Source organism: Streptomyces sp. 8K308 (genome assembly GCF_004348315.1).
Lineage (GTDB): Bacteria > Actinomycetota > Actinomycetes > Streptomycetales > Streptomycetaceae > Streptomyces.
In genome coordinates this window covers 1-16,947 of sequence record NZ_SMKC01000130.1, presented here as the reverse complement: position 1 = coordinate 16,947, position 16,947 = coordinate 1, and the positions used below count along the sequence as shown (strand labels likewise).

Annotated in this window: 27 protein-coding genes; 10 read left to right on the top strand and 17 right to left on the bottom strand. The window is 70.7% G+C overall.

Translation table 11 applies throughout. From position 1 onward, the window contains the following. From E1265_RS18865 to E1265_RS18860, 3 genes are all read left to right on the top strand, one after another. A partial coding sequence (locus E1265_RS18865; protein ID WP_132931489.1) for a class I SAM-dependent methyltransferase occupies positions 1-612 on the top strand: 612 nt, incomplete at its 5' end. A gap of 163 nt (positions 613-775) precedes the next feature. Beyond that, positions 776-913, top strand: a complete 138-nt coding sequence (locus E1265_RS37135; protein ID WP_165953796.1) for a hypothetical protein — start codon at positions 776-778, stop codon at positions 911-913. Between the two features lie 10 nt (positions 914-923). Further along, positions 924-1,496 carry an aminoglycoside phosphotransferase family protein gene (locus E1265_RS18860; RefSeq protein ID WP_165953795.1) on the top strand — a complete coding sequence of 191 codons (573 nt, stop codon included), beginning with the start codon at positions 924-926 and terminating at the stop codon, positions 1,494-1,496. Between the two features lie 214 nt (positions 1,497-1,710). On the opposite strand, the gene E1265_RS18855 is transcribed toward E1265_RS18860, so the two are convergent. After that, positions 1,711-1,896, bottom strand: a complete 186-nt coding sequence (locus tag E1265_RS18855; protein ID WP_347877216.1) for a DUF397 domain-containing protein — start codon at positions 1,894-1,896, stop codon at positions 1,711-1,713. Beyond that, the gene (locus tag E1265_RS18850) at positions 1,893-2,090 is read right to left on the bottom strand and encodes a Scr1 family TA system antitoxin-like transcriptional regulator (RefSeq protein WP_132931485.1); all 198 of its coding nucleotides are present in this window, start codon (positions 2,088-2,090) and stop codon (positions 1,893-1,895) included. Before E1265_RS18850 ends, E1265_RS18855 begins: the two co-directional genes overlap by 4 nt. A gap of 142 nt (positions 2,091-2,232) precedes the next feature. On the opposite strand from E1265_RS18850, the gene E1265_RS18845 reads away from it, so the two are divergent. From E1265_RS18845 to E1265_RS18835, 3 genes are read left to right on the top strand one after another with little or no spacing between them, the layout of a single operon-like run. Then, positions 2,233-2,604 carry a type II toxin-antitoxin system RelE/ParE family toxin gene (locus tag E1265_RS18845; protein WP_132931483.1) on the top strand — a complete coding sequence of 124 codons (372 nt, stop codon included), beginning with the start codon at positions 2,233-2,235 and terminating at the stop codon, positions 2,602-2,604. Next, complete coding sequence (locus tag E1265_RS18840) at positions 2,601-2,936, top strand: helix-turn-helix transcriptional regulator (RefSeq protein ID WP_132931481.1); 336 nt, start codon at positions 2,601-2,603, stop codon at positions 2,934-2,936. The genes E1265_RS18845 and E1265_RS18840 overlap by 4 nt, the downstream gene beginning before the upstream one ends. Positions 2,937-2,968: 32 nt before the next feature. Beyond that, positions 2,969-3,643, top strand: a complete 675-nt coding sequence (locus E1265_RS18835; RefSeq protein WP_132931479.1) for a class I SAM-dependent methyltransferase — start codon at positions 2,969-2,971, stop codon at positions 3,641-3,643. Positions 3,644-3,645: 2 nt separating this feature from the next. Here E1265_RS18835 and E1265_RS18830 read toward each other — a convergent pair whose 3' ends face one another. From E1265_RS18830 to E1265_RS18800, 7 genes are all read right to left on the bottom strand, one after another. Next, positions 3,646-4,686 carry an FAD-dependent oxidoreductase gene (locus tag E1265_RS18830; RefSeq protein ID WP_132931477.1) on the bottom strand — a complete coding sequence of 347 codons (1,041 nt, stop codon included), beginning with the start codon at positions 4,684-4,686 and terminating at the stop codon, positions 3,646-3,648. 86 nt (positions 4,687-4,772) lie between these two features. Then, positions 4,773-4,997, bottom strand: coding sequence for a DUF397 domain-containing protein (locus E1265_RS18825; protein WP_132931476.1), 225 nt, complete (start codon positions 4,995-4,997; stop codon positions 4,773-4,775). Next, positions 4,981-5,151, bottom strand: coding sequence for a Scr1 family TA system antitoxin-like transcriptional regulator (locus tag E1265_RS18820; RefSeq protein ID WP_243740931.1), 171 nt, complete (start codon positions 5,149-5,151; stop codon positions 4,981-4,983). The genes E1265_RS18825 and E1265_RS18820 overlap by 17 nt, the downstream gene beginning before the upstream one ends. 39 nt (positions 5,152-5,190) lie before the next feature. Further along, complete coding sequence (locus tag E1265_RS18815; protein ID WP_165953794.1) at positions 5,191-6,360, bottom strand: aminotransferase class I/II-fold pyridoxal phosphate-dependent enzyme; 1,170 nt, start codon at positions 6,358-6,360, stop codon at positions 5,191-5,193. Positions 6,361-6,682: 322 nt separating this feature from the next. Then, positions 6,683-7,939 carry an MFS transporter gene (locus E1265_RS18810; protein WP_132931473.1) on the bottom strand — a complete coding sequence of 419 codons (1,257 nt, stop codon included), beginning with the start codon at positions 7,937-7,939 and terminating at the stop codon, positions 6,683-6,685. After that, positions 7,936-8,424, bottom strand: a complete 489-nt coding sequence (locus E1265_RS18805) for a MarR family transcriptional regulator (protein ID WP_132931491.1) — start codon at positions 8,422-8,424, stop codon at positions 7,936-7,938. The genes E1265_RS18810 and E1265_RS18805 overlap by 4 nt, the downstream gene beginning before the upstream one ends. 33 nt (positions 8,425-8,457) lie before the next feature. Then, positions 8,458-9,330 carry a sigma-70 family RNA polymerase sigma factor gene (locus E1265_RS18800; protein WP_132931471.1) on the bottom strand — a complete coding sequence of 291 codons (873 nt, stop codon included), beginning with the start codon at positions 9,328-9,330 and terminating at the stop codon, positions 8,458-8,460. A 139-nt stretch (positions 9,331-9,469) separates the two neighbouring features. On the opposite strand from E1265_RS18800, the gene E1265_RS18795 reads away from it, so the two are divergent. Then, complete coding sequence (locus E1265_RS18795; RefSeq protein WP_132931469.1) at positions 9,470-9,931, top strand: carboxymuconolactone decarboxylase family protein; 462 nt, start codon at positions 9,470-9,472, stop codon at positions 9,929-9,931. A gap of 114 nt (positions 9,932-10,045) precedes the next feature. Here E1265_RS18795 and E1265_RS18790 read toward each other — a convergent pair whose 3' ends face one another. Further along, entirely contained in the window at positions 10,046-11,341 is a 1,296-nt protein-coding gene (locus E1265_RS18790) for a geranylgeranyl reductase family protein (protein ID WP_243740929.1), read from the bottom strand. A gap of 82 nt (positions 11,342-11,423) precedes the next feature. Next, entirely contained in the window at positions 11,424-12,122 is a 699-nt protein-coding gene (locus E1265_RS18785) for a demethylmenaquinone methyltransferase (protein ID WP_132931465.1), read from the bottom strand. 95 nt (positions 12,123-12,217) lie between these two features. On the opposite strand from E1265_RS18785, the gene E1265_RS18780 reads away from it, so the two are divergent. Continuing rightward, positions 12,218-12,598 (top strand): hypothetical protein, encoded by a 381-nt coding sequence (locus E1265_RS18780; protein WP_132931463.1) that lies wholly within the window; start codon positions 12,218-12,220, stop codon positions 12,596-12,598. A 142-nt stretch (positions 12,599-12,740) separates the two neighbouring features. On the opposite strand, the gene E1265_RS37130 is transcribed toward E1265_RS18780, so the two are convergent. The 3 genes from E1265_RS37130 to E1265_RS37125 form a co-directional block, all read right to left on the bottom strand. Beyond that, positions 12,741-12,914, bottom strand: a complete 174-nt coding sequence (locus E1265_RS37130) for a hypothetical protein (RefSeq protein WP_165953793.1) — start codon at positions 12,912-12,914, stop codon at positions 12,741-12,743. Between the two features lie 45 nt (positions 12,915-12,959). Continuing rightward, the gene (locus tag E1265_RS18775; RefSeq protein WP_132931461.1) at positions 12,960-13,889 is read right to left on the bottom strand and encodes an NAD-dependent epimerase/dehydratase family protein; all 930 of its coding nucleotides are present in this window, start codon (positions 13,887-13,889) and stop codon (positions 12,960-12,962) included. Between the two features lie 179 nt (positions 13,890-14,068). Then, positions 14,069-14,926, bottom strand: coding sequence for a hypothetical protein (locus tag E1265_RS37125; protein WP_165953792.1), 858 nt, complete (start codon positions 14,924-14,926; stop codon positions 14,069-14,071). 191 nt (positions 14,927-15,117) lie between these two features. On the opposite strand from E1265_RS37125, the gene E1265_RS39300 reads away from it, so the two are divergent. Together E1265_RS39300 and E1265_RS39295 are read left to right on the top strand one after the other, a co-directional pair. Beyond that, positions 15,118-15,261: a hypothetical protein gene (locus tag E1265_RS39300; RefSeq protein WP_243740928.1), complete on the top strand. Its 144-nt coding sequence runs from the start codon at positions 15,118-15,120 to the stop codon at positions 15,259-15,261. Further along, a complete protein-coding gene (locus tag E1265_RS39295) occupies positions 15,262-15,636 on the top strand; it encodes a hypothetical protein (RefSeq protein ID WP_243740927.1) in 375 nt (124 codons plus the stop codon). A gap of 103 nt (positions 15,637-15,739) precedes the next feature. Here E1265_RS39295 and E1265_RS39290 read toward each other — a convergent pair whose 3' ends face one another. The 3 genes from E1265_RS39290 to E1265_RS18765 form a co-directional block, all read right to left on the bottom strand. Further along, the gene (locus E1265_RS39290; protein ID WP_243740926.1) at positions 15,740-16,201 is read right to left on the bottom strand and encodes a DNA cytosine methyltransferase; all 462 of its coding nucleotides are present in this window, start codon (positions 16,199-16,201) and stop codon (positions 15,740-15,742) included. Further along, entirely contained in the window at positions 16,198-16,518 is a 321-nt protein-coding gene (locus tag E1265_RS39285) for a DNA cytosine methyltransferase (protein ID WP_243740925.1), read from the bottom strand. The genes E1265_RS39290 and E1265_RS39285 overlap by 4 nt, the downstream gene beginning before the upstream one ends. 83 nt (positions 16,519-16,601) lie before the next feature. Further along, positions 16,602-16,947 (bottom strand): WhiB family transcriptional regulator (locus E1265_RS18765; RefSeq protein WP_207931133.1); only part of this gene is annotated, 346 nt, incomplete at its 5' end.

Here is a 16,947-nt window from a genome sequence, read left to right as displayed (position 1 = left end):
CGGGCGTTGGAGTTCGCCATCGGGACCGGCCGGGTGGCCGTCCCGCTCGCGCGGCGCGGAGTGCCGGTCATCGGCGTCGAGTTGTCGCGGCCGATGCTCGACCAACTGCGCGCCAAGGCGGACGAGGCGACGATCCCGGTGGTCGTCGGCGACATGGCGACCGCCAGCGTCCCGGGCCGGTTCCAGCTCGTCTACCTCGTCTACAACGCCATCTCCAACCTGCTGACCCAGGCCGAACAGGTGGCGTGCTTCCGCAACGCCGCGCGCCACCTCGCGCCGGGCGGCCGGTTCGTCATCGAGCTGTGGGTCCCCGATCTACGGAAGCTCCCGCCCGGTCAGCAGGCGGTGGTCGATAAGTCGGAGACGGGCTACATCGGCCTCGACACCTACGACGTCCTGCGCCAGCACGTCGTCTCGCACCACTTCTGGTTCGACGACGGCAGGCAGGCACGGCTGTTCCGCAGCCCGCACCGCTACGTCTGGCCGGCCGAACTCGATCTCATGGGCCAGCTGGCCGGCTTCGAGCTGGAGTCCCGCCACGCGGACTGGCAGGGAGCCGAGTTCACGGCCGAGTCGCCCTCCCACGTCTCCGTCTACCGGCTCCCTCGGTGACATCCTCTGACAGCGTGGCGGTTACCGCAGAGTCCCGATGAACCGGTGAGAGGGGCGGCACGAGGTGATGAGGGTTCCCAAGGCGTTCGCCGAGGCGACGGTTCGACGAGAAGGTCCACCGGGGAGGGCGTGGATCGACGGTCTGCCGGACCTCGTTGACACCATGCTCCGGGAGTGGGAGCTGACGGTCGACGGGGACGTGTTGCACGGCTACGTCGCAGTGGTGCTGCCGGTTCGGCAGGCCGAGGGCGGGCGGGCCGTGCTGAAGGTGGCCTGGACCCGACGACTACACCCGCCGTGAGCCCATCGCGTTGCGCACCTGGGGCGGTCATGGCAGCGTGCTCCTTCTGCGACAGGACATTGGCCGTGGTGCCTTTCTCCTTGAACGGCTTCAACCGGCTGTAACCCTCGAACGCCAACCGATGCGTGAGGCGCTCGAGGTCGCCGGGAACGTGCTGCGCCTGCTCCACGCCGTGCCGCCGCCGGGCGGACTGCCGCGTGTCGCCGAGGAGTGGGGTGCGGCGGCCGAGGGAATCGACCGAGCGCTCACGACTGGTCGGCCACGGTGGCAGACCTCGATCCTGGAACCGGCGATGCGCACGTACCTGGGAGCCGGATCGGTGGCGTGCGCGTCTGTCCTGCTCCATGGCGACTACCACTACGCCAACGTGTTGGCGAGCGAAACGGGTGAGTGGAAAGCCATCGACCCGAAACCGTGCGTCGGGCCGCGGGAGTATGACCTCCTGCCGATGTTGCGGAACCGGTGGACAGAGCTGCCGGCCGACGATCCAGGTCGGGGGCTCCGGGACCGCCTGCGCATCCTGGTCGAGTTCGCCGGACACGACCTGGATACCTCATGGAGTGGTGCCGGGCGCGGGCGGTGATGGATGCCCTGTCGGCGGAACGAAACAACGACCGCGACTTCGCCACACTGTCGTGGACCATCGCGAGGGAAGTCGTGGCGCCCTCTCGCCGCCGTTAGGTGGCGAACGACATCGCTGGCTGGGATGACACCGTCCGTGCCATCCCAGCCAGCCGCGACCTCGGGCCAGGCGCCGCGTCACAGCGCGCCCGCGATCACGCCTCGCCGGAAGGCGCTCACTCCTCGGCGGTGTACCGCAGCGCCTCCCTCTCGGGGTGCTTGGAGTCGCGGATGGCGACAGCGCCACCGGGCAGATCGGCGATCTCGACGCATTGCTCGGCGCCGCTGCTGAAGGGCGACTTACGCCACTCGGCGGCACTTATGTCGATGGCGTACAGATCATCCTCGCGGGCGGGATTCACGTTCCGTTCCCTTCAAACAAAGTTCTGATCCTCTCCCGTGAATCATCCACGGAGAACGCGGCGGCAACGACCCGTTCAAACGCAGTCTCGAAGACCTTGACCTCATCCGCACCCTCCACGAAGTAGCCGCCGAGGATGTTCTCCAGGTTGACCACCGTCCCCCAGGGCTGGATGCGGGTAGCGCCGAGCGGCATGATCTAGAGGGTGATGTTGGGGCAGGTCGGCCATGTCCAACAGATGGCGAAGTTGGTCCCGCATCATGGCGTAGTTCCAGCTGGGAGCCGTCAGTGGCGTCGGCGCATCGGCCGGAGGTAGAGGATTTGCTACACTTGCCTTGTGGAGGAGTGGGAAATCCGCGTGACCAACGGGATCCTTGCCTGGATCAACACCTTGGACCAGAAATCCAAGACACAGGTCATTGATGCCATCGACCGACTCGCCGAGGGCGGCCCCGGCCTGGGCCGGCCGCTTGTCGACCGCCTACAGGGTTCTCAGGTCCACAATCTGAAGGAGCTGCGGCCCGGGTCGGCGGGCCGTTCCGAGATCCGCATCCTGTTCGTCTTCGATCCGTGGCGGTGCGCGATTCTGCTGGTGGGCGGGGACAAGTCGGGAAACTGGTCGGACTGGTACCGCCAGGCGATCCCACAGGCGGAGGAACTGTACGTCGAGTATGTAAAAGAACGCGAAGCCGAGGAGGGACAGCGATGACGAACTTCCCCAAGTGGAGTGAGGTGCGCGCTGATGTCGTTGCCAGCGCCGGCGGCGAGGAGGAGGTGGCCGAGGCTCGTAAACGTAACCAGGCGTACATCGACGGGCATCGGCTGGCCGAGCGCCGCAAGTCGCTTGGTCTGACGCAGAGCGAGGTCGCGGAGTTGATGGGGGTGACCAAGAGCCGTGTCTCGCAGATCGAGCGCGGCGAGGTCTCAACCGTGGAGGCCATCGCCCGCTACGTCGCCGCCTTGGGCGGTCAGATCCAGATCTCCGCGGTCTTCGGCGACGACCTGTACATCCTGCGCGGCACGGACACCCACGCCGCATAGCCGCCCAGCGTTATGACACGCCCGGGGTCGGCATGTTCGCGCCGGAGGTGCTGGACCCGACGGTGGAGCGGCTCGCGGAACTGGCGGAAGGCGAACGGGCGTTGGAGTTCGCCATCGGGACCGGCCGGGTGGCCGTCCCGCTCGCGCGGCGCGGAGTGCCGGTCATCGGCGTCGAGTTGTCGCGGCCGATGCTCGACCAACTGCGCGCCAAGGCGGACGAGGCGACGATCCCGGTGGTCGTCGGCGACATGGCGACCGCCAGCGTCCCGGGCCGGTTCCAGCTCGTCTACCTCGTCTACAACGCCATCTCCAACCTGCTGACCCAGGCCGAACAGGTGGCGTGCTTCCGCAACGCCGCGCGCCACCTCGCGCCGGGCGGCCGGTTCGTCATCGAGCTGTGGGTCCCCGATCTACGGAAGCTCCCGCCCGGTCAGCAGGCGGTGGTCGATAAGTCGGAGACGGGCTACATCGGCCTCGACACCTACGACGTCCTGCGCCAGCACGTCGTCTCGCACCACTTCTGGTTCGACGACGGCAGGCAGGCACGGCTGTTCCGCAGCCCGCACCGCTACGTCTGGCCGGCCGAACTCGATCTCATGGGCCAGCTGGCCGGCTTCGAGCTGGAGTCCCGCCACGCGGACTGGCAGGGAGCCGAGTTCACGGCCGAGTCGCCCTCCCACGTCTCCGTCTACCGGCTCCCTCGGTGAGGTCAGTAGAGGCGTGGCCGGCAACGCAGAAGCTCGCGAGCCGGCCTGGCGGTCACGAGTTCGTCCGCGATGAGCCGTCCGACGGTGGGTGCCAGGGTGACGCCGGAGTGCATCACCGCGACGTAGACGGACCGATCGCGTGTCGCGTAACCGATGAGGGGTCCGTGCGCGGGCACCGGGCGCCTGCCGGTGCGGTAGCCGCGCAGGCGGCACTGGTCGCTGCCACGGAAGGCTGCCTGTAGACGCCGAAAGGCGGCGTGCGCGGCCTGTTCACGGAGCGCTGCCGGGCCGTCAACGTGCGGCAGGGTCAGCAGAAGGTCGCCGTCACGCACTTCTCTGACCTCGAAATCAGGGGTGGCCACGATGGTTCTGACCAGGCCGGGCGGCGCGGTGATCCGCGCGAGGGTGGCCGGAGAGGCGACGACGGGCAGCTCGGCCGGCAGCGGCTCGCAGAGCTCGGGGACGTTGGTTCCGGCGGTGAGCACGACGGTCGCGGCGGAGTGGAGCCCGGTCGCGGACAGCACTCCCTCGACGCGCTCACCGGACATCCGCAACGAGGTGACGGCGGTTTCGTAGCGCACGGTGGCTCCACGGGCCTCGGCTGCGGCCACGAGTGAGCTGGTCAGCGCCGTCGCGTCGACACCGGCGTCGCTGGGAATGTGGACGGCCTGATCGGGAGGGTCGCGGAGGTTGGGCTCCAGGTCGGTGATGTCACTCCGTCCGACGCGGAACTGTCCGGGCGCCAGCCGTGACTCCCGATCCGCCCCGCCTCCCCAGTTCAGCGAGCCGGTCCGGCGCAGGGTGACGCCGGGCAGTTCGGCCTCCAGGCGCGCGTAGTCAGCCAGGACGTACTCCCGTAGGTCCTGGGCTCCGCCGGGCCAGTCGCCTCCCGACCCGCCGACCCAGGCGAAGGAGTCGGCGGTGACCCCGGTGCCGGGCCCCGGTCCCTGCTCGAGCAGGCTGACCTGAACGCCTCGACTCGCCAGGTGGTAGGCCACCGAGGCACCGACGATCCCCGCACCGACAACAACGACGGCTGACATGAGGTCCTCTTCGCCAACGTGATGCACTCGGGGCCAACTGGCCCCGAGTGAGGTCCCGTTCATGGGGAGCGTACATCAGCGCCGCGTCACAGCGCGCCCTCGATCACGCCCCGCCGGAAGGCGCTCCACTCCTCGGCGGTGTACCGCAGCGCCTCCCGCTCGGGGTGCTTGGAGTCGCGGATGGCGACACCACCGCCGGGCAGGTCGGCGATCTCAACGCACTGCTCGCCGGCCGTGCTGAACGGCGACTTGTGCCACTCGGCATTGCTCAGGTCGATCGCGTACAGATCGTCCTTACGGCTGGACTTCACGTTCCGTTCCTCTCAAACAGAGCCTGATCCTCGCCCGCGAGTCGTCAACGGAGAGCGCGGCGGCGACGACCCGTTCAAACGCGGTCTCGAAGACCCTGACCTCATCCGTGCCCTCCACGAAGGTACCGCCGAGAATATTTTCAACATCGACCACGGTGGGCCATGATGGCGCGGCGTCCGGGCGCGCCGAGCGTTATCGGCGGGACTCCATGGCGTGGGCGATCCGGTCGGCGGCCTGGAGAAGCTGCCCGGGGTCGAGAGCGGCCGTGATCGACAGGCGCAGTCGCGCCTTGCCGACGGGGACGACGGGGTAGACGGCGGGCCCCACCCAGATGTCGTCCCTCAGCAGCTGGGCGCTGATGTCGTAGCAGTGCTCGTCGGGGACGGGGATGGCGACGATCTGGGTGTCGCCGTACGCGGGGACGCCCCGCTCGGCCAACGCGTCGCGGAATGCCCGCGTGTTGGCCCACAGCCGGTCGCGGCGGCTGGGCTCGGCGGCCACCACGTCCAGCGCGGCCAGGGCCGCGCTGGCCATCAGGGGAGACAGGTTGCCGCTGAAGATCCTGGCGCGGGTCGTGGTCTCGATCCACTCGCCCAGCTCCCGGCCGGCCGCGATGAACCCGCCCTGCGCGTTGAGCGTCTTGGAGAGGGTTCCCATGTAGATGTCGGGAACGATGCCGGCGTCGTCGCAGGATCCCCGGTGCCGGGGGCCGACGAGGAACTCGCTGTGGGCTTCGTCGACCAACAACAGCGCCCCGTGCTTTTGGCAGACGGCGGCGATCTCCGCCAGGGGGGCACGGTCGCCGTCCATCGAGTAGAAGCCCTCGACGTACACCAGCCGTTCTCCGTCGCAGGTGAGCCTGGTCAGGCGGCGGTCGAGGGCGACCGGGTCGTTGTGCGGGAACGTCGCGACCCGGGCTCCGGAGAGCTTCGCGCCGTCGATGGCCGACGCGTGGGCCAGCCGGTCGAGGAACACGACATCCCCAGGCCTCATCAACTGGGAGAGGATGCCCACGTTCGCCGCGTAGCCGGAGGAGAAGAGCGTGACGTGCTCGTGGCCCACCGCGGAAGCGAGACGCTCGGACAGGGTCTGGTGGACGGCGTGGTGCCCAATGGCGCGGCTCGACCCGCCACTTCCGGTGCCCAACCGGCCCACGGCCTCGCGGACGGCCTCCGCGATACCAGGGTTCCCATGCAGGCCGAGATAGTCATAACTCGCCAGATTGATTACTTTCGCATCAAGGTCGACCACACGTTGCAGCGGAAAATTTAAGTCGCGAGAGTAGCTGCTGAACGCGTCGACCGCGTCATTGATGCGCTTGGGGCGATGCGCGAACTGCTGAATATTTTCTATATCTGACACAGGCACACGGTACCCGCGTCTCGGCAATGAACGCCACCGGCAACCGAAGACCCCGGAGCGCGACACCTCGCACGACGCCGCGTTCACCTGCACGTACGCCATGAACAAGTCAGGAATTTCTTCGCGATTTCCTTCGGTGCCCTCGTATGGCCCGTTATGCTCGGCGCCGGAAATCGCAAATCCGCCCCTCAGGCGTTCGCGTTGCCAAAGCCCGCCATTAATTAGCCGGAGGGCGACATCAGAGGCGCGATCGATCCAAACCGGGCAGATAGTGGCTCTCACCCGTCCAGGAACTCTCGCCGGGTCGCCGAGGCCTGAGCCGTCACGCCGCCGGCGTCACCTCCGCCGCCGGCTCCGCGCGTGGCACGCGGTACGCCCGTAGCGGGCCGTTGGTCGCCGCCACCGCGGCTATCACGAGGGTCGCGGAGAGGCCGCCCGTCACCAGGGCGAAGGGGGCCGAGGTGGCGGACGCCAGCAGGCCGCCGCGGAAGTTGCCGAGTTCGGGGCCCGCGACGCCGATGACGTGTTCGACCGAGGAGACGCGGCCGCGGAAGGCGTCGGGGGTCTCCAACTGGACGAGGGCGCTGCGGGTGACGACCGAGATGGTGTCGGCCGCGCCGGCCACCGCCAGGCAGGCGAGGGCCAGCCACAGCGGCCCGGCCAGGCCGAAGCCGGCCAGGGCGAGGCCCCAGAACGCGGCCGCCGTCAGCTGGACGAGGCCGCCGCGGCCCAGTCGCGTCACCGTCCCTGAGAGCAGTCCGGCCGTGATGCCGCCGACCGCGACGGCCGAGAGGAACAGGCCGAGGGTGCGCGGGTTGCCGTCGAAGCGGATCTCGTTGACCAGCGGGAAGAGCGCGATCGGCATGGCGAGCAGCGTCGCGGACAGGTCGGTTGCCATCGAGCCCCAGAGCGTGGGGCGGCGCAGGATGACGGACCAGCCGCCGCGTTCCGGTCGGCGCCGCCCGGTGCCCGCCGCCGAGGCGACCGGCATCGGCGGGAGGCGCAGGATGGCCAGCAGCGAGACGACGACGGCCACCGCCTGAACGGCGTAGGCCGCCTCGAAGTCCCAGCGGGCGATGATCAGTCCGGCGAGCGCGGGGCCGGCGAGCATCGACGCCTGGAAGGCGACGTTGGTGAGCGCGAGGCCGGCCGCGACCTGGTCGGCGGGCAGCAGCCGGACCGGGAAGGTGCGGCGGGCGGGCGCGCCGAGCGCGCCGAGCGCCGTTCCCGCGCCGACCAGCGCGAGGAGGAGCACCACGCTCTCGTTGCCCGCCAGCGCCTGCCAGCACAGACCGGCGGCGGCGAGGAGTTGGCCGGCGGTGGTGGCCCGCACCACCGCACGGCGGTCGTAGGTATCGGCCAGCGTCCCGCCGACCAGACCGAACAGCAGCATGGACACCCCCGTGACGAGGCCGATGGCGCCGGTGCCGACCGGGCTCTCGGTCATCTCCCACACCTGGGCCAGCACCGCCACGGTGGCTATCTGCCCGCCGACCCCGGAGAGCGCCGAGCCGAGCCACAGGTCACGGAAGGGGCGGCTGGTGCGCAGCGGGCGGGTGTCGAGGAGGCGCATGCTCATGCGGGCGGCTCGACGAGGTGGTCGAGGATCCGCTGCCGCATCGACCGCCGCTCAAGCGCCCGCCGCAGCTCCTCGACGACGCCGGTCAGCGCGTGCGGGACCTCGGCGTCGAGCTCGGCGACGGTCGCGTGGGTGGCGCGCCACTCGGCCTCCAGGAACGGCACCAACGACCGGCCGCGCTCGGTGAGTTCGACCCGCCGGGTGCGGGCATCGGGCCCGGGCTCGGAGGTGACCAGGCCCTCCTTGCGCATCGCGGCGACGGTCTGGCTGATGGCCGAGTGCGAGCGGTCGAGGGACTTCGCGAGCTCCCGGATCGTCAGCGGCCCGGTGTGGGCCAGCCTGATCAGCGGATAGGCGAACCGCGGCCGCACGCCCTCGATGCCGCGCGCGCGGTAGACCTGCTCGATCTCCGCGTCCATGGCGGCCAGCAGCTCGTGCAGCGGCCGCCACGGATCGGGAACCCGGGTCGGGTCATCATCAGGGATTGTCACAGCGCTAATATAACAGGGCTGCGAGAATCAGCGGAGGGACTCGACGTCGATGGTCCGCAGCCGCTCCGGATCGTTGAGGATGTAGATGGCCGAGATCCGGCCGCCGCTGACCGAGAAGGTCACCACCGAGCGGACCTCGTCGCCTGTGAGACCCAGCACCCCTGGCTGGCCGTTGACGAGCACCGGCAGGCCGGCGTCCATGAGCGGCCCGAAGGTGGCGGCCCCCGAGGCCACGTTCCTCGCCCCGCGCCGCAGCGAACTCGGCCCCAGCGCCCCACCGTCCGCGCGGACCACCACGTCCGGGTCGAGCACGGCCAGCAGCGCCTCGAAGTCGCCGTTCCGCGCGGCGGCGAGGAAGGCGTCCACCGCCGCCCGCCGGTGCGCCGCGTCGGTGTCCGGCGCCGGCGCCGCCCCCTCCACCCGGCGGCGGGCGCGGCTGGCGAGCTGCCGGACGGCGGCCGGGCTCCGGCCGAGCACCTCGGCGATCTCGTCGAACGGCACCGCGAACAGGTCGTGCAGCACGAACGCGAGCCGCTCGGCCGGCGCCAGCGTGCCGAGCACGATCATCAGCGCGATGCCCACCTCGTCGGCCACCAGCGCCCGCTGCTCGGGCTCCACCCCGCCGGGCCCGCTGAGCACCGGGTCCGGCATCGGCTCCTCGCGGCGCGCGGTGCGCGACCGCAGCATGTCGAGGCAGACCCGGCCGACCACGGTGGTCAGCCAGCCGCCCAGATTGCGCACCTCGGAGACGTCCGCCCGGCTCAGCCGCAGCCACGCCTCCTGCACGGCGTCCTCGGCCTCGCCGAGCGAGCCCAACATGCGGTAGGCCACCGCGCGCAACCGCGGCCGCTGCTCCTCGAAACGCCCGGCCAGAGAAGCCAGAGATTCCTGCTCGCTCACCTGTCACATCCTCGCGACGCGATCCGTCAGTGGGGTGAAGGACACCGACCGGCCGGCGCGCGGGACGCGCCGACCACCGTACCCCGGGAGAGACCCCGGGAGAGACCCCGGGAGAGACTCGGGAGAGAAGGAGAGCACGTTGAGCGCTCGTATGAAGAACCCCGCGACGGTGCTGCCCGACGCCACGAAGGGAATCCAGCACCTCTTCAAGGCCATGTACGCCGGCGGCGTGCCGCAGCACACCATGGAGCTGGTCCACCTGCGGACCAGTCAGATCAACGGCTGCAGCGCCTGCGTGTACGGCGGGTTCGACAGCGCGAAGAAGGCCGGCGAGACCGACGAGCGGCTGCACCAGGTCGCGGCCTGGCGCGAGGCGACGTGCTTCACGGACGCCGAGCGGGCCGCCCTGGCCCTGGCCGAGGCGGCCACCAGGATCGCCGACCGGTCGGGCAAGGCGGTGCCGGACGAGATCTGGGACGAGGCGGCCGACCACTACACCGAGGAGCAGCTGGCCGCGCTGATCCTGATGATCGCCACGACCAACTTCTTCAACCGCCTCAACACCACCGTCGAGCAGCCGGCCGGCGCGACCTGGAGCTGAGCCGAGGCGGGGACACCGCGGACTGATGAAGGGGCGAGGAGGCTAAGGCGGGGCGCCCGAAGCCGTCATCCCCGGCGACGCCCCTCGCCGGTCATCCGGCCCGGCGGCCCGAGGCTACGCGTTCGGCGTCACCCTCGCCAGGCCGTTGATGATCCGGTCCATGGCGTCGCCGCCGACCGGGTCGGTCAGGTTGGCGAGCAGCTTGATGACGAAGCGCATCAGCAGCGGGTGGTTGAGGCCGCGCTCGGTGGCCAGCTTCATCACCCGCGGGTTGCCGATGAGCTTCACGAAGGCGCGGCCCATCGTGTAGTAGCCGCCGTAGGTGTCCTTGAGCACCCTCGGGTAGCCGCGCAGCGCCAACTCCCGCTGGGCGGGCGTCTGTCGGGCCAGGGCCTGGCTGATCACCTCGGCCGCGATCCGGCCGGACTCCATGGCGTAGGCGATGCCCTCGCCGTTGAACGGGTTCACCAGGCCGCCCGCGTCGCCCACCAGCAGCAGGCCGCGCGAGTAGTGCGGCTGCCGGTTGAACGCCATCGGTAGCGCCGCGCCCCGGATCGGGCCCGTCATGAACTCCTCGGTGAACTGCCACTCTTCCGGCATCGAGGCGCACCAGGCGCGCAGCACCTCGCGCCAGTCGAGCTCCTTGTACGCGGACGAGCTGTTGAGGATGCCGAGGCCCACGTTCGACGTGCCGTCGCCCATCCCGAACACCCAGCCGTAGCCCGGCAGCAGCTTGGGCTGCTCGCCGCGCCGGTCCCACAGTTCGAGCCAGGACTCCAGGTAGTCGTCGTCGTGCCGGGGGCTGGTGAAGTAGGTGCGCACCGCGACGCCCATCGGCCGCTTCTCGTCCCGGTGCAGGCCCATGGCGAGGGAGAGGCGCGTGGAGTTGCCGTCGGCGGCCACCACCACGGGGGCCCGGAACGTCGCCCGCCGCTTCTCCTCGCCGACCTTGGCCTCCACGCCGACGATGCGGCCCGTCCTGTCGTCCCGGATCGGCGCGGAAACGTTGCACCGCTGGTGGAGCCTGGCCCCGGCCTTCTCGGCCGCGCTCGCCAACTGCTCGTCGAAGTCGTCCCGCCTGCGCACCAGGCCGAAGTCGGGGAACGAGGCGAGCTCGGGCCAGTCGAGCTGGAGCCTGGTGCCGCCGGCGATGACCCGCAGGCCCTTGTTGCGCAGCCAGCCGGCCTCCTCGGAGATGTCGATGCCCATGGCCACCAACTGCTTGACGGCGCGCGGGGTGAGACCGTCGCCGCACACCTTCTCGCGCGGGAAGGCGGTCTTCTCGAGCAGCAGCACGTCAAGGCCGGCCTGGGCGAGGTGGTAGGCGGTCGTCGAACCGGCGGGGCCGGCCCCCACGACGATGACGTCGGCGGTCTCTCGGCTCTCGGCGGCCTCGGCGGTCTCGGACACGTTCGGCTCTCCCATCGGTCGGACGGCTGCGGGGGGGTGGCGCAGGCGAGTGAAGGCGAGTTGAAGGAGTCTACGCAGGCCGTCAGGCGCTCGGGCGGGTGGCCCGGTGCAGCGCGACGACGCCGCCGGAAAGGTCGCGCCAGGCCACCCGCTCCCAGCCGGCGGCCTGGAGCCGGGCGGCGAACGCCGGCTGGTCTGGCCAGGCGCGGATGGACTCGGCGAGGTAGACGTACGCGTCCGGGTTGCTGGAGACCCGGGTGGCCACGGGCGGCAGCGCGCGCATCAGGTACTCGGTGTAGACGGTGCGGAACGGCGCCCACGTCGGGTGGCTGAACTCGCAGACCACGAGCCGCCCGCCGGGCCGCACGACCCGCAGCATCTCGCGCAGCGCGCCGTCCGTGTCCTGCACGTTCCGCAGGCCGAAGGAGATGGTGACGGCGTCGAAGCAGCCGTCGCGGAACGGCAGCCGGGTGGCGTCCCCCGCGGTGAACGGCAGCCAGGGCACCCGACGCTTGCCCTTCGCGAGCATGCCGAGGCTGAAGTCGCACGGCACCGTGAAGGCGCCGGCCGCCGCGAACGGCTCGGACGAGGTGCCGGTGCCGGCCGCCAGGTCGAGCACCCGCTCCCCGGGGCGCGCCGCGACCGCGCGGGCGACGGCCTTGCGCCACCGCCGGTTCTGCCCGAGGGCCAGCACGTCGTTGGTCAGGTCATAGCGCTCCGCCACGGCGTCGAACATCGCGGCGACGTCCTTGGGCTGCTTCTCCAGCGAGGCTCGTGTCACAGGGCCATTCTCCCGGATGCCCCGCTGCGCCGTTCGGGTGATAGGCCCGGGCCGCGGGATGAGCCGACCGCGATCGGTCAACTACCGTGCGTCCCATGACTGAGCTCTCCCGCACCCCCCGCGCCTCCCGTGTGCCGCGTCTCGCCGCCGGGCTGGCCGTCTCGGCGACCGGCGCGGTCCTCGCCGCCGGGAGCGCCGCGTCCGCGGAGCCGCTGGCGGAGAACCCGCTGGCTCCGGTCGTCCACGCGGCGGACACGGCCACCGGGGGGCTCCTCGCGGCCGTGAACCCGAACCTCGACATCCCGATCGACCCGCTGGCCGGCACCGGCTCCGATCCGCTGGACAACTCGGTCGGCACCCAGATCGCCGACCTCCCACCCATCTCCACGGCCGACCTGACGGGCCCGATCACCGACGGCGCCACCACCCGCGATCTCCTCGGCGGCCTGCCACTCGGTCAGCTCGGCCTCGGCTGAGGTATCCCCCGCGGGCCGCTGGAGGGCGTCGCGTCCCGTTGAGGGCCAGCGGCCCTCAACGGGACGGCTCCGCCGCGTGACCTCGACCAGTCCGGGTCGGCAGGCGGTCATCCGCCCGCTCCCCCAGCGGAGCGCCGCGCCCTCACTCCTCGCGCTCGGCCTCGCGCAGCGCGATCTCCTCCTCGTAGAGACGGACCCCGCGCACCACGGCCGCCTCGTAGATCTCCGCCACGAGCGCCCGCGCCTGCTTCTCGTCGATCACGCCGCCGGCGATGCCGACCAGCTTGCCGGTCCAGAGGTCGATGAAGTCACCCATGCCCCCATTGCACCCCGAAGGGGACATTCCGGCAGCTCGACGGGGTCAGCGGCCGGATGTCGCGTTCAGGTCCGTGTTCGTGATCCAGTCAGTGATCGAGTGGTGCTGAGGGGTCCAGCCAAGCAGATCACGCGCGCGGTCAGCCCGTACCCGGCTGTTGGACCCCAGTGCGTGAAAGGCGAACTGGTGGTTCCAGACGTTGTCGGGTGAATCGGGGTTCCAGGGCTGCGGTCCGGGCAAGCCGAGGTTGCGGGCGAGGGCCTCGGTCACCGTGCCGAAGGATTCCTCGCCGTTCTCGACGAAGTAGAAGGTGCCGGGCCGTGACTTCTCCAGGGCGAGGAGGTACAGGTCGGCCAGGTCGTCGAGGTGCACGTTGGACCAGATGTTGCGACCGGCCCCCACATGCTGGACCACTCCGCCGGCACGGGCCTGGCGGACCAGTGCGGCGATCAGGACGCTGTCGGTGCCCAGTCCTCGCCCGTCCCCGTAGATCAGGCTTGCGCACAGCACGGCGGAACGTACGCCCTTGTCCGCGGCGGCCAGGACCAGGCGGTCGATGGCGACGCGCGCCTTGCGGATGGGGTGGTCGGCTTCCCAGTTGGAGCCGGGCTCCAGGATGTCCTCGCGGAAGATGGATTCGGAGACTTCGCCGTCCGTTCGCACGCCCACGATGCTGGAGCCGCTGGTGTGGATCAGCGGCTTGGCAGACCCGGCCAGAGCGGCGATGAGCGTCTCGGCAGCTTCCCGATGGTCGCTGTTGGCCGCGTTGACGACCGCATCAGCGCGGCGGGCATGCTCGGTGAGCGCAGCCACGTCGTCCAGGCTGCCCACCACCGGTTGGATACCCAGCTGATTCAGGGCATCGGCCTTGGCCGCATCGCGAGTCAGACCCGTGACCGTGTGCCCCGCTTGAACCAGTCGGCAAGCGACGGTTCCGCCGATGTAGCCGCTTGCACCGGTGACGAATACGCGCATCAGGAAGGTGCTCCGTTCATGCCGTCAGACTCATGATCTCGGGCGCCGAGGACTTCACGGCCGGCCGCCAGCTTCGGTTCGTCTCCCATCCCTTCACAACATCCTTTGCCGAACCAGCAACGGCAGGGCCGAGGCTCCTTCCGGCGTGAGGACCTCCTGCTCGATGCGCCAGGCGGTCGTCATGTCACCTGGGCATGTGGAAAGGGCACTGATGCGTGCGCGCCTCGAGCGGCCCGGCCCGGCCCGGCGCGGCGGCCGCGGGTCATGCGTCGGCGGTGCAGGTGGGGCAGGCCCGGCCGATGTGCGGGTCGTAGCGGCGGCCACAGGCACAGCGGGGCCACCCGAGGCAGTCGGGGCAGCGGGTGTAGGGCTGGGCGACGGGGACGCCCGCAGGAGCCGTCGTTGCCCTCGCACTCCAGTATCGGCCGGTGGGCGAGGGCCTCGGCCAGGCTGCGGTCGGCCGGGCCCCCGGTGCCCGCATCGTCCCCGTCGCCTTGGTCGTCTTCGGGCCACTCGCTCGCCGGGGTGGTGGCGCAGTGGGGGCAGCGACGGTCACTGTTGGCCGGGTCCCAGCCGTCATCGCAGCGCGCTCGGCAGGGGTGCGGCGCCAGCAGCCACACGGCGACGTCATCGGGCCCGTAGCCGTCCTGGCGGTTGTCGGACTCGCGGGTGAGGGGGCGGGAGTTCCAGCTGCCGTACCAGCGGCGTTCGATCCGCTCGGCCAGCTGCCCGGGGGTGTGGTGGGCGAGTTCCGCGCGGATCGTGGCCACGACCGTGGGAGGGGCGGTGCGGCCGCAGGCCAGCAGCAGCTTCTCGGGGAGGGCGGCCAGGACGCGCCGGACCGGATCGGCCGAGGTGGCGGCGGTGCGACAGCCGTCGCACAGGCCCTCCTCCCAGGAGCGGGGGAAGAAGACCTTGTCGTAAGCAAGGACACCGGGGTGCATCGGGACACCGAGGGCGCACACGCCGACCAGGGCGCCGCCGGCCGGATCGCCGGGGCCGGGCGGCTGGTCCAGGCGCTGGTAGCCGAAGGCCATCCGGATGGCCGTCCTCCAGCGGAGGTTCCACGAGCGAGGCCTGCCACTCGGCCATGAGCAGCGCTGTCGTGTCGCGGGCAGTGAGGGTGCCGAGAGAGTGCGTGAGGGGATGGGGCGCGGTCTCGGCCCCGGTGGCGCCGTTCTGCTTGAACCAGCCGGCCGCAGTGAGGAGGCCGGGGATCTGGTCTGAGGTGAACGTCGACATGGCCTCGGCGTGCACCGAGGGCACGGTGTTCTTCCGGCAGGGGATGACTCCGGAGGACACCACGGCGAGTGTCTCCGAGCCGACCTGGGTGGGCAGCGGGTCGTCGACTCCGCGCGGGCCGCCCTGGTAGTTGTCGACCGCCAGCAAGACGGCCTTCTCGTGCGTCGAGGTCACGGTGTCCATCGGCCGCGTGATGTGCTGCCCGTCACCGTTGTGCCGGTGCGCCGCGATCACGGCGCCGGTGGTGAGCGCGACAGGAGGCGTGATCAGGCCCGTGGTGTTGGTCGCGGGCTGCGCCCACAACGGCTGGTCGAAGCCGCGCGAACGGCAATCCGATCCCGGCCTCTCGAACGTGTTGCCCGCAGCCGCCATGAGCGCGCCCGTCGACAGGACGGAAGCCTCCTGCGGGCTGGTCCCCGTTGCCATCTGCCGCCACGGATGCCGCTCGGAGCCCTGCACGACCTTTGCCGGCATGAGCACCGCGGGGAAGCTGGTGAACCGCTGACGGCACCGCTCCGCGCGGGCCATCGTCGCCGGCGCGAGTGGCTTCTTCCTGTCGCCGATGCGGGTCCCGAGGTCGCTCAGGTCGAGCGCGGCCAGCGACGGCGTCATTGGGGGGGGGGGACGACTTCGTGTCGGCAGCTGGGGCAGCGGTAGTCGTACTGCTTGCCGTAGCGCACCGATCCGGTCGGTGGGACTCCGGTGCGCCATGTCCAGACCGCCTCGACGTCCCTGTCGCAGTGGTGGCAGCGCGCGACCGGCCGGTGCTCGAGGTCGGGAGCGGGGAGGGACTTGTCCCAGAACGCGATGTACAGGCGGTCCCGTGACTGCGGCACGCCGAAAAACATGCTGTTCAGGTACAGCACCTTGTGCCGGTAGTTGAGCAGGTCGAACTGCTTGAGCCACCACCGGTACGTCGACCCGTCGCCGACCTTCGGGCGGCCGGGAATCGCCGGGCCCCACGACGTTAGCTCTGTCGTGCACTCGACGATGATCAGCCGCGGGTGGTGCTGGGCGGCGTAGTGCAGGCCGCAGTTCGCGGTCGCCCGGTCCCGCTCGGACCGGGTCACCCGCGCCTCGTACTCGGATCCTGCAGCTCGAACAACGTCAGGCCCTGCTCGTAAGCCTTGACCGTGTTCGCCTGCGAGTGATTGACGCACGAAATTCCGGCGACGAGGAGGTCGGCTGCGGGAAGGTCGCGGGCGGAGTGGTAGTCCGCCGCCTCGGGGTCGACCAGGTCGGCGATCCAATGCTCTGCGTGCGGGTGGTTGGCCTCGTGCACCTGGGTTTTGTACGGGTTGTGGTTCGCGGCCATGATCGTGGTGAACCCGGCGATCTCGATGCCGCGGGTCAACCCTCCGAAACCCGAGAAGAGATCGACGGCCACGAGGTCGTCGTGGCGGAACCGGCGGCGTCTGGTGGCCGGCCGGTGCGTAGCGGTGCGGCGCATCTTGGTCGACGCAGGGGACATCAGGCGGCCACCACCAGGGTGGCCTGGGCGGCGGTGCGCAGGTGGGTGTGGTTCGCCGGGCGGCGGGAGCCGGAGGAGCGGGGGGAGTCGTTGCGGGAGCGGTGGGTGCGCAGGGCGGCGGGCACCCAGTCCTCGCCGAGACGCTCGCGCAGCTGCACGAGGATGCGCTTCCTTTCGTTGGGGGTGGTGGCGGCCCAGACGCCGTCCGTGTAGAGCTGCGGGTTGGCGAGTACGTGGAGCAGGCAGTCGGTGGCCTGGGGGCAGCCCTCGCAGAGGGCTTCGGCGATGAGGGTGGCCTTGGGGGACATGCGGCTGGGGAAGGAGATCTCGTCGGCGGCCTTGGGG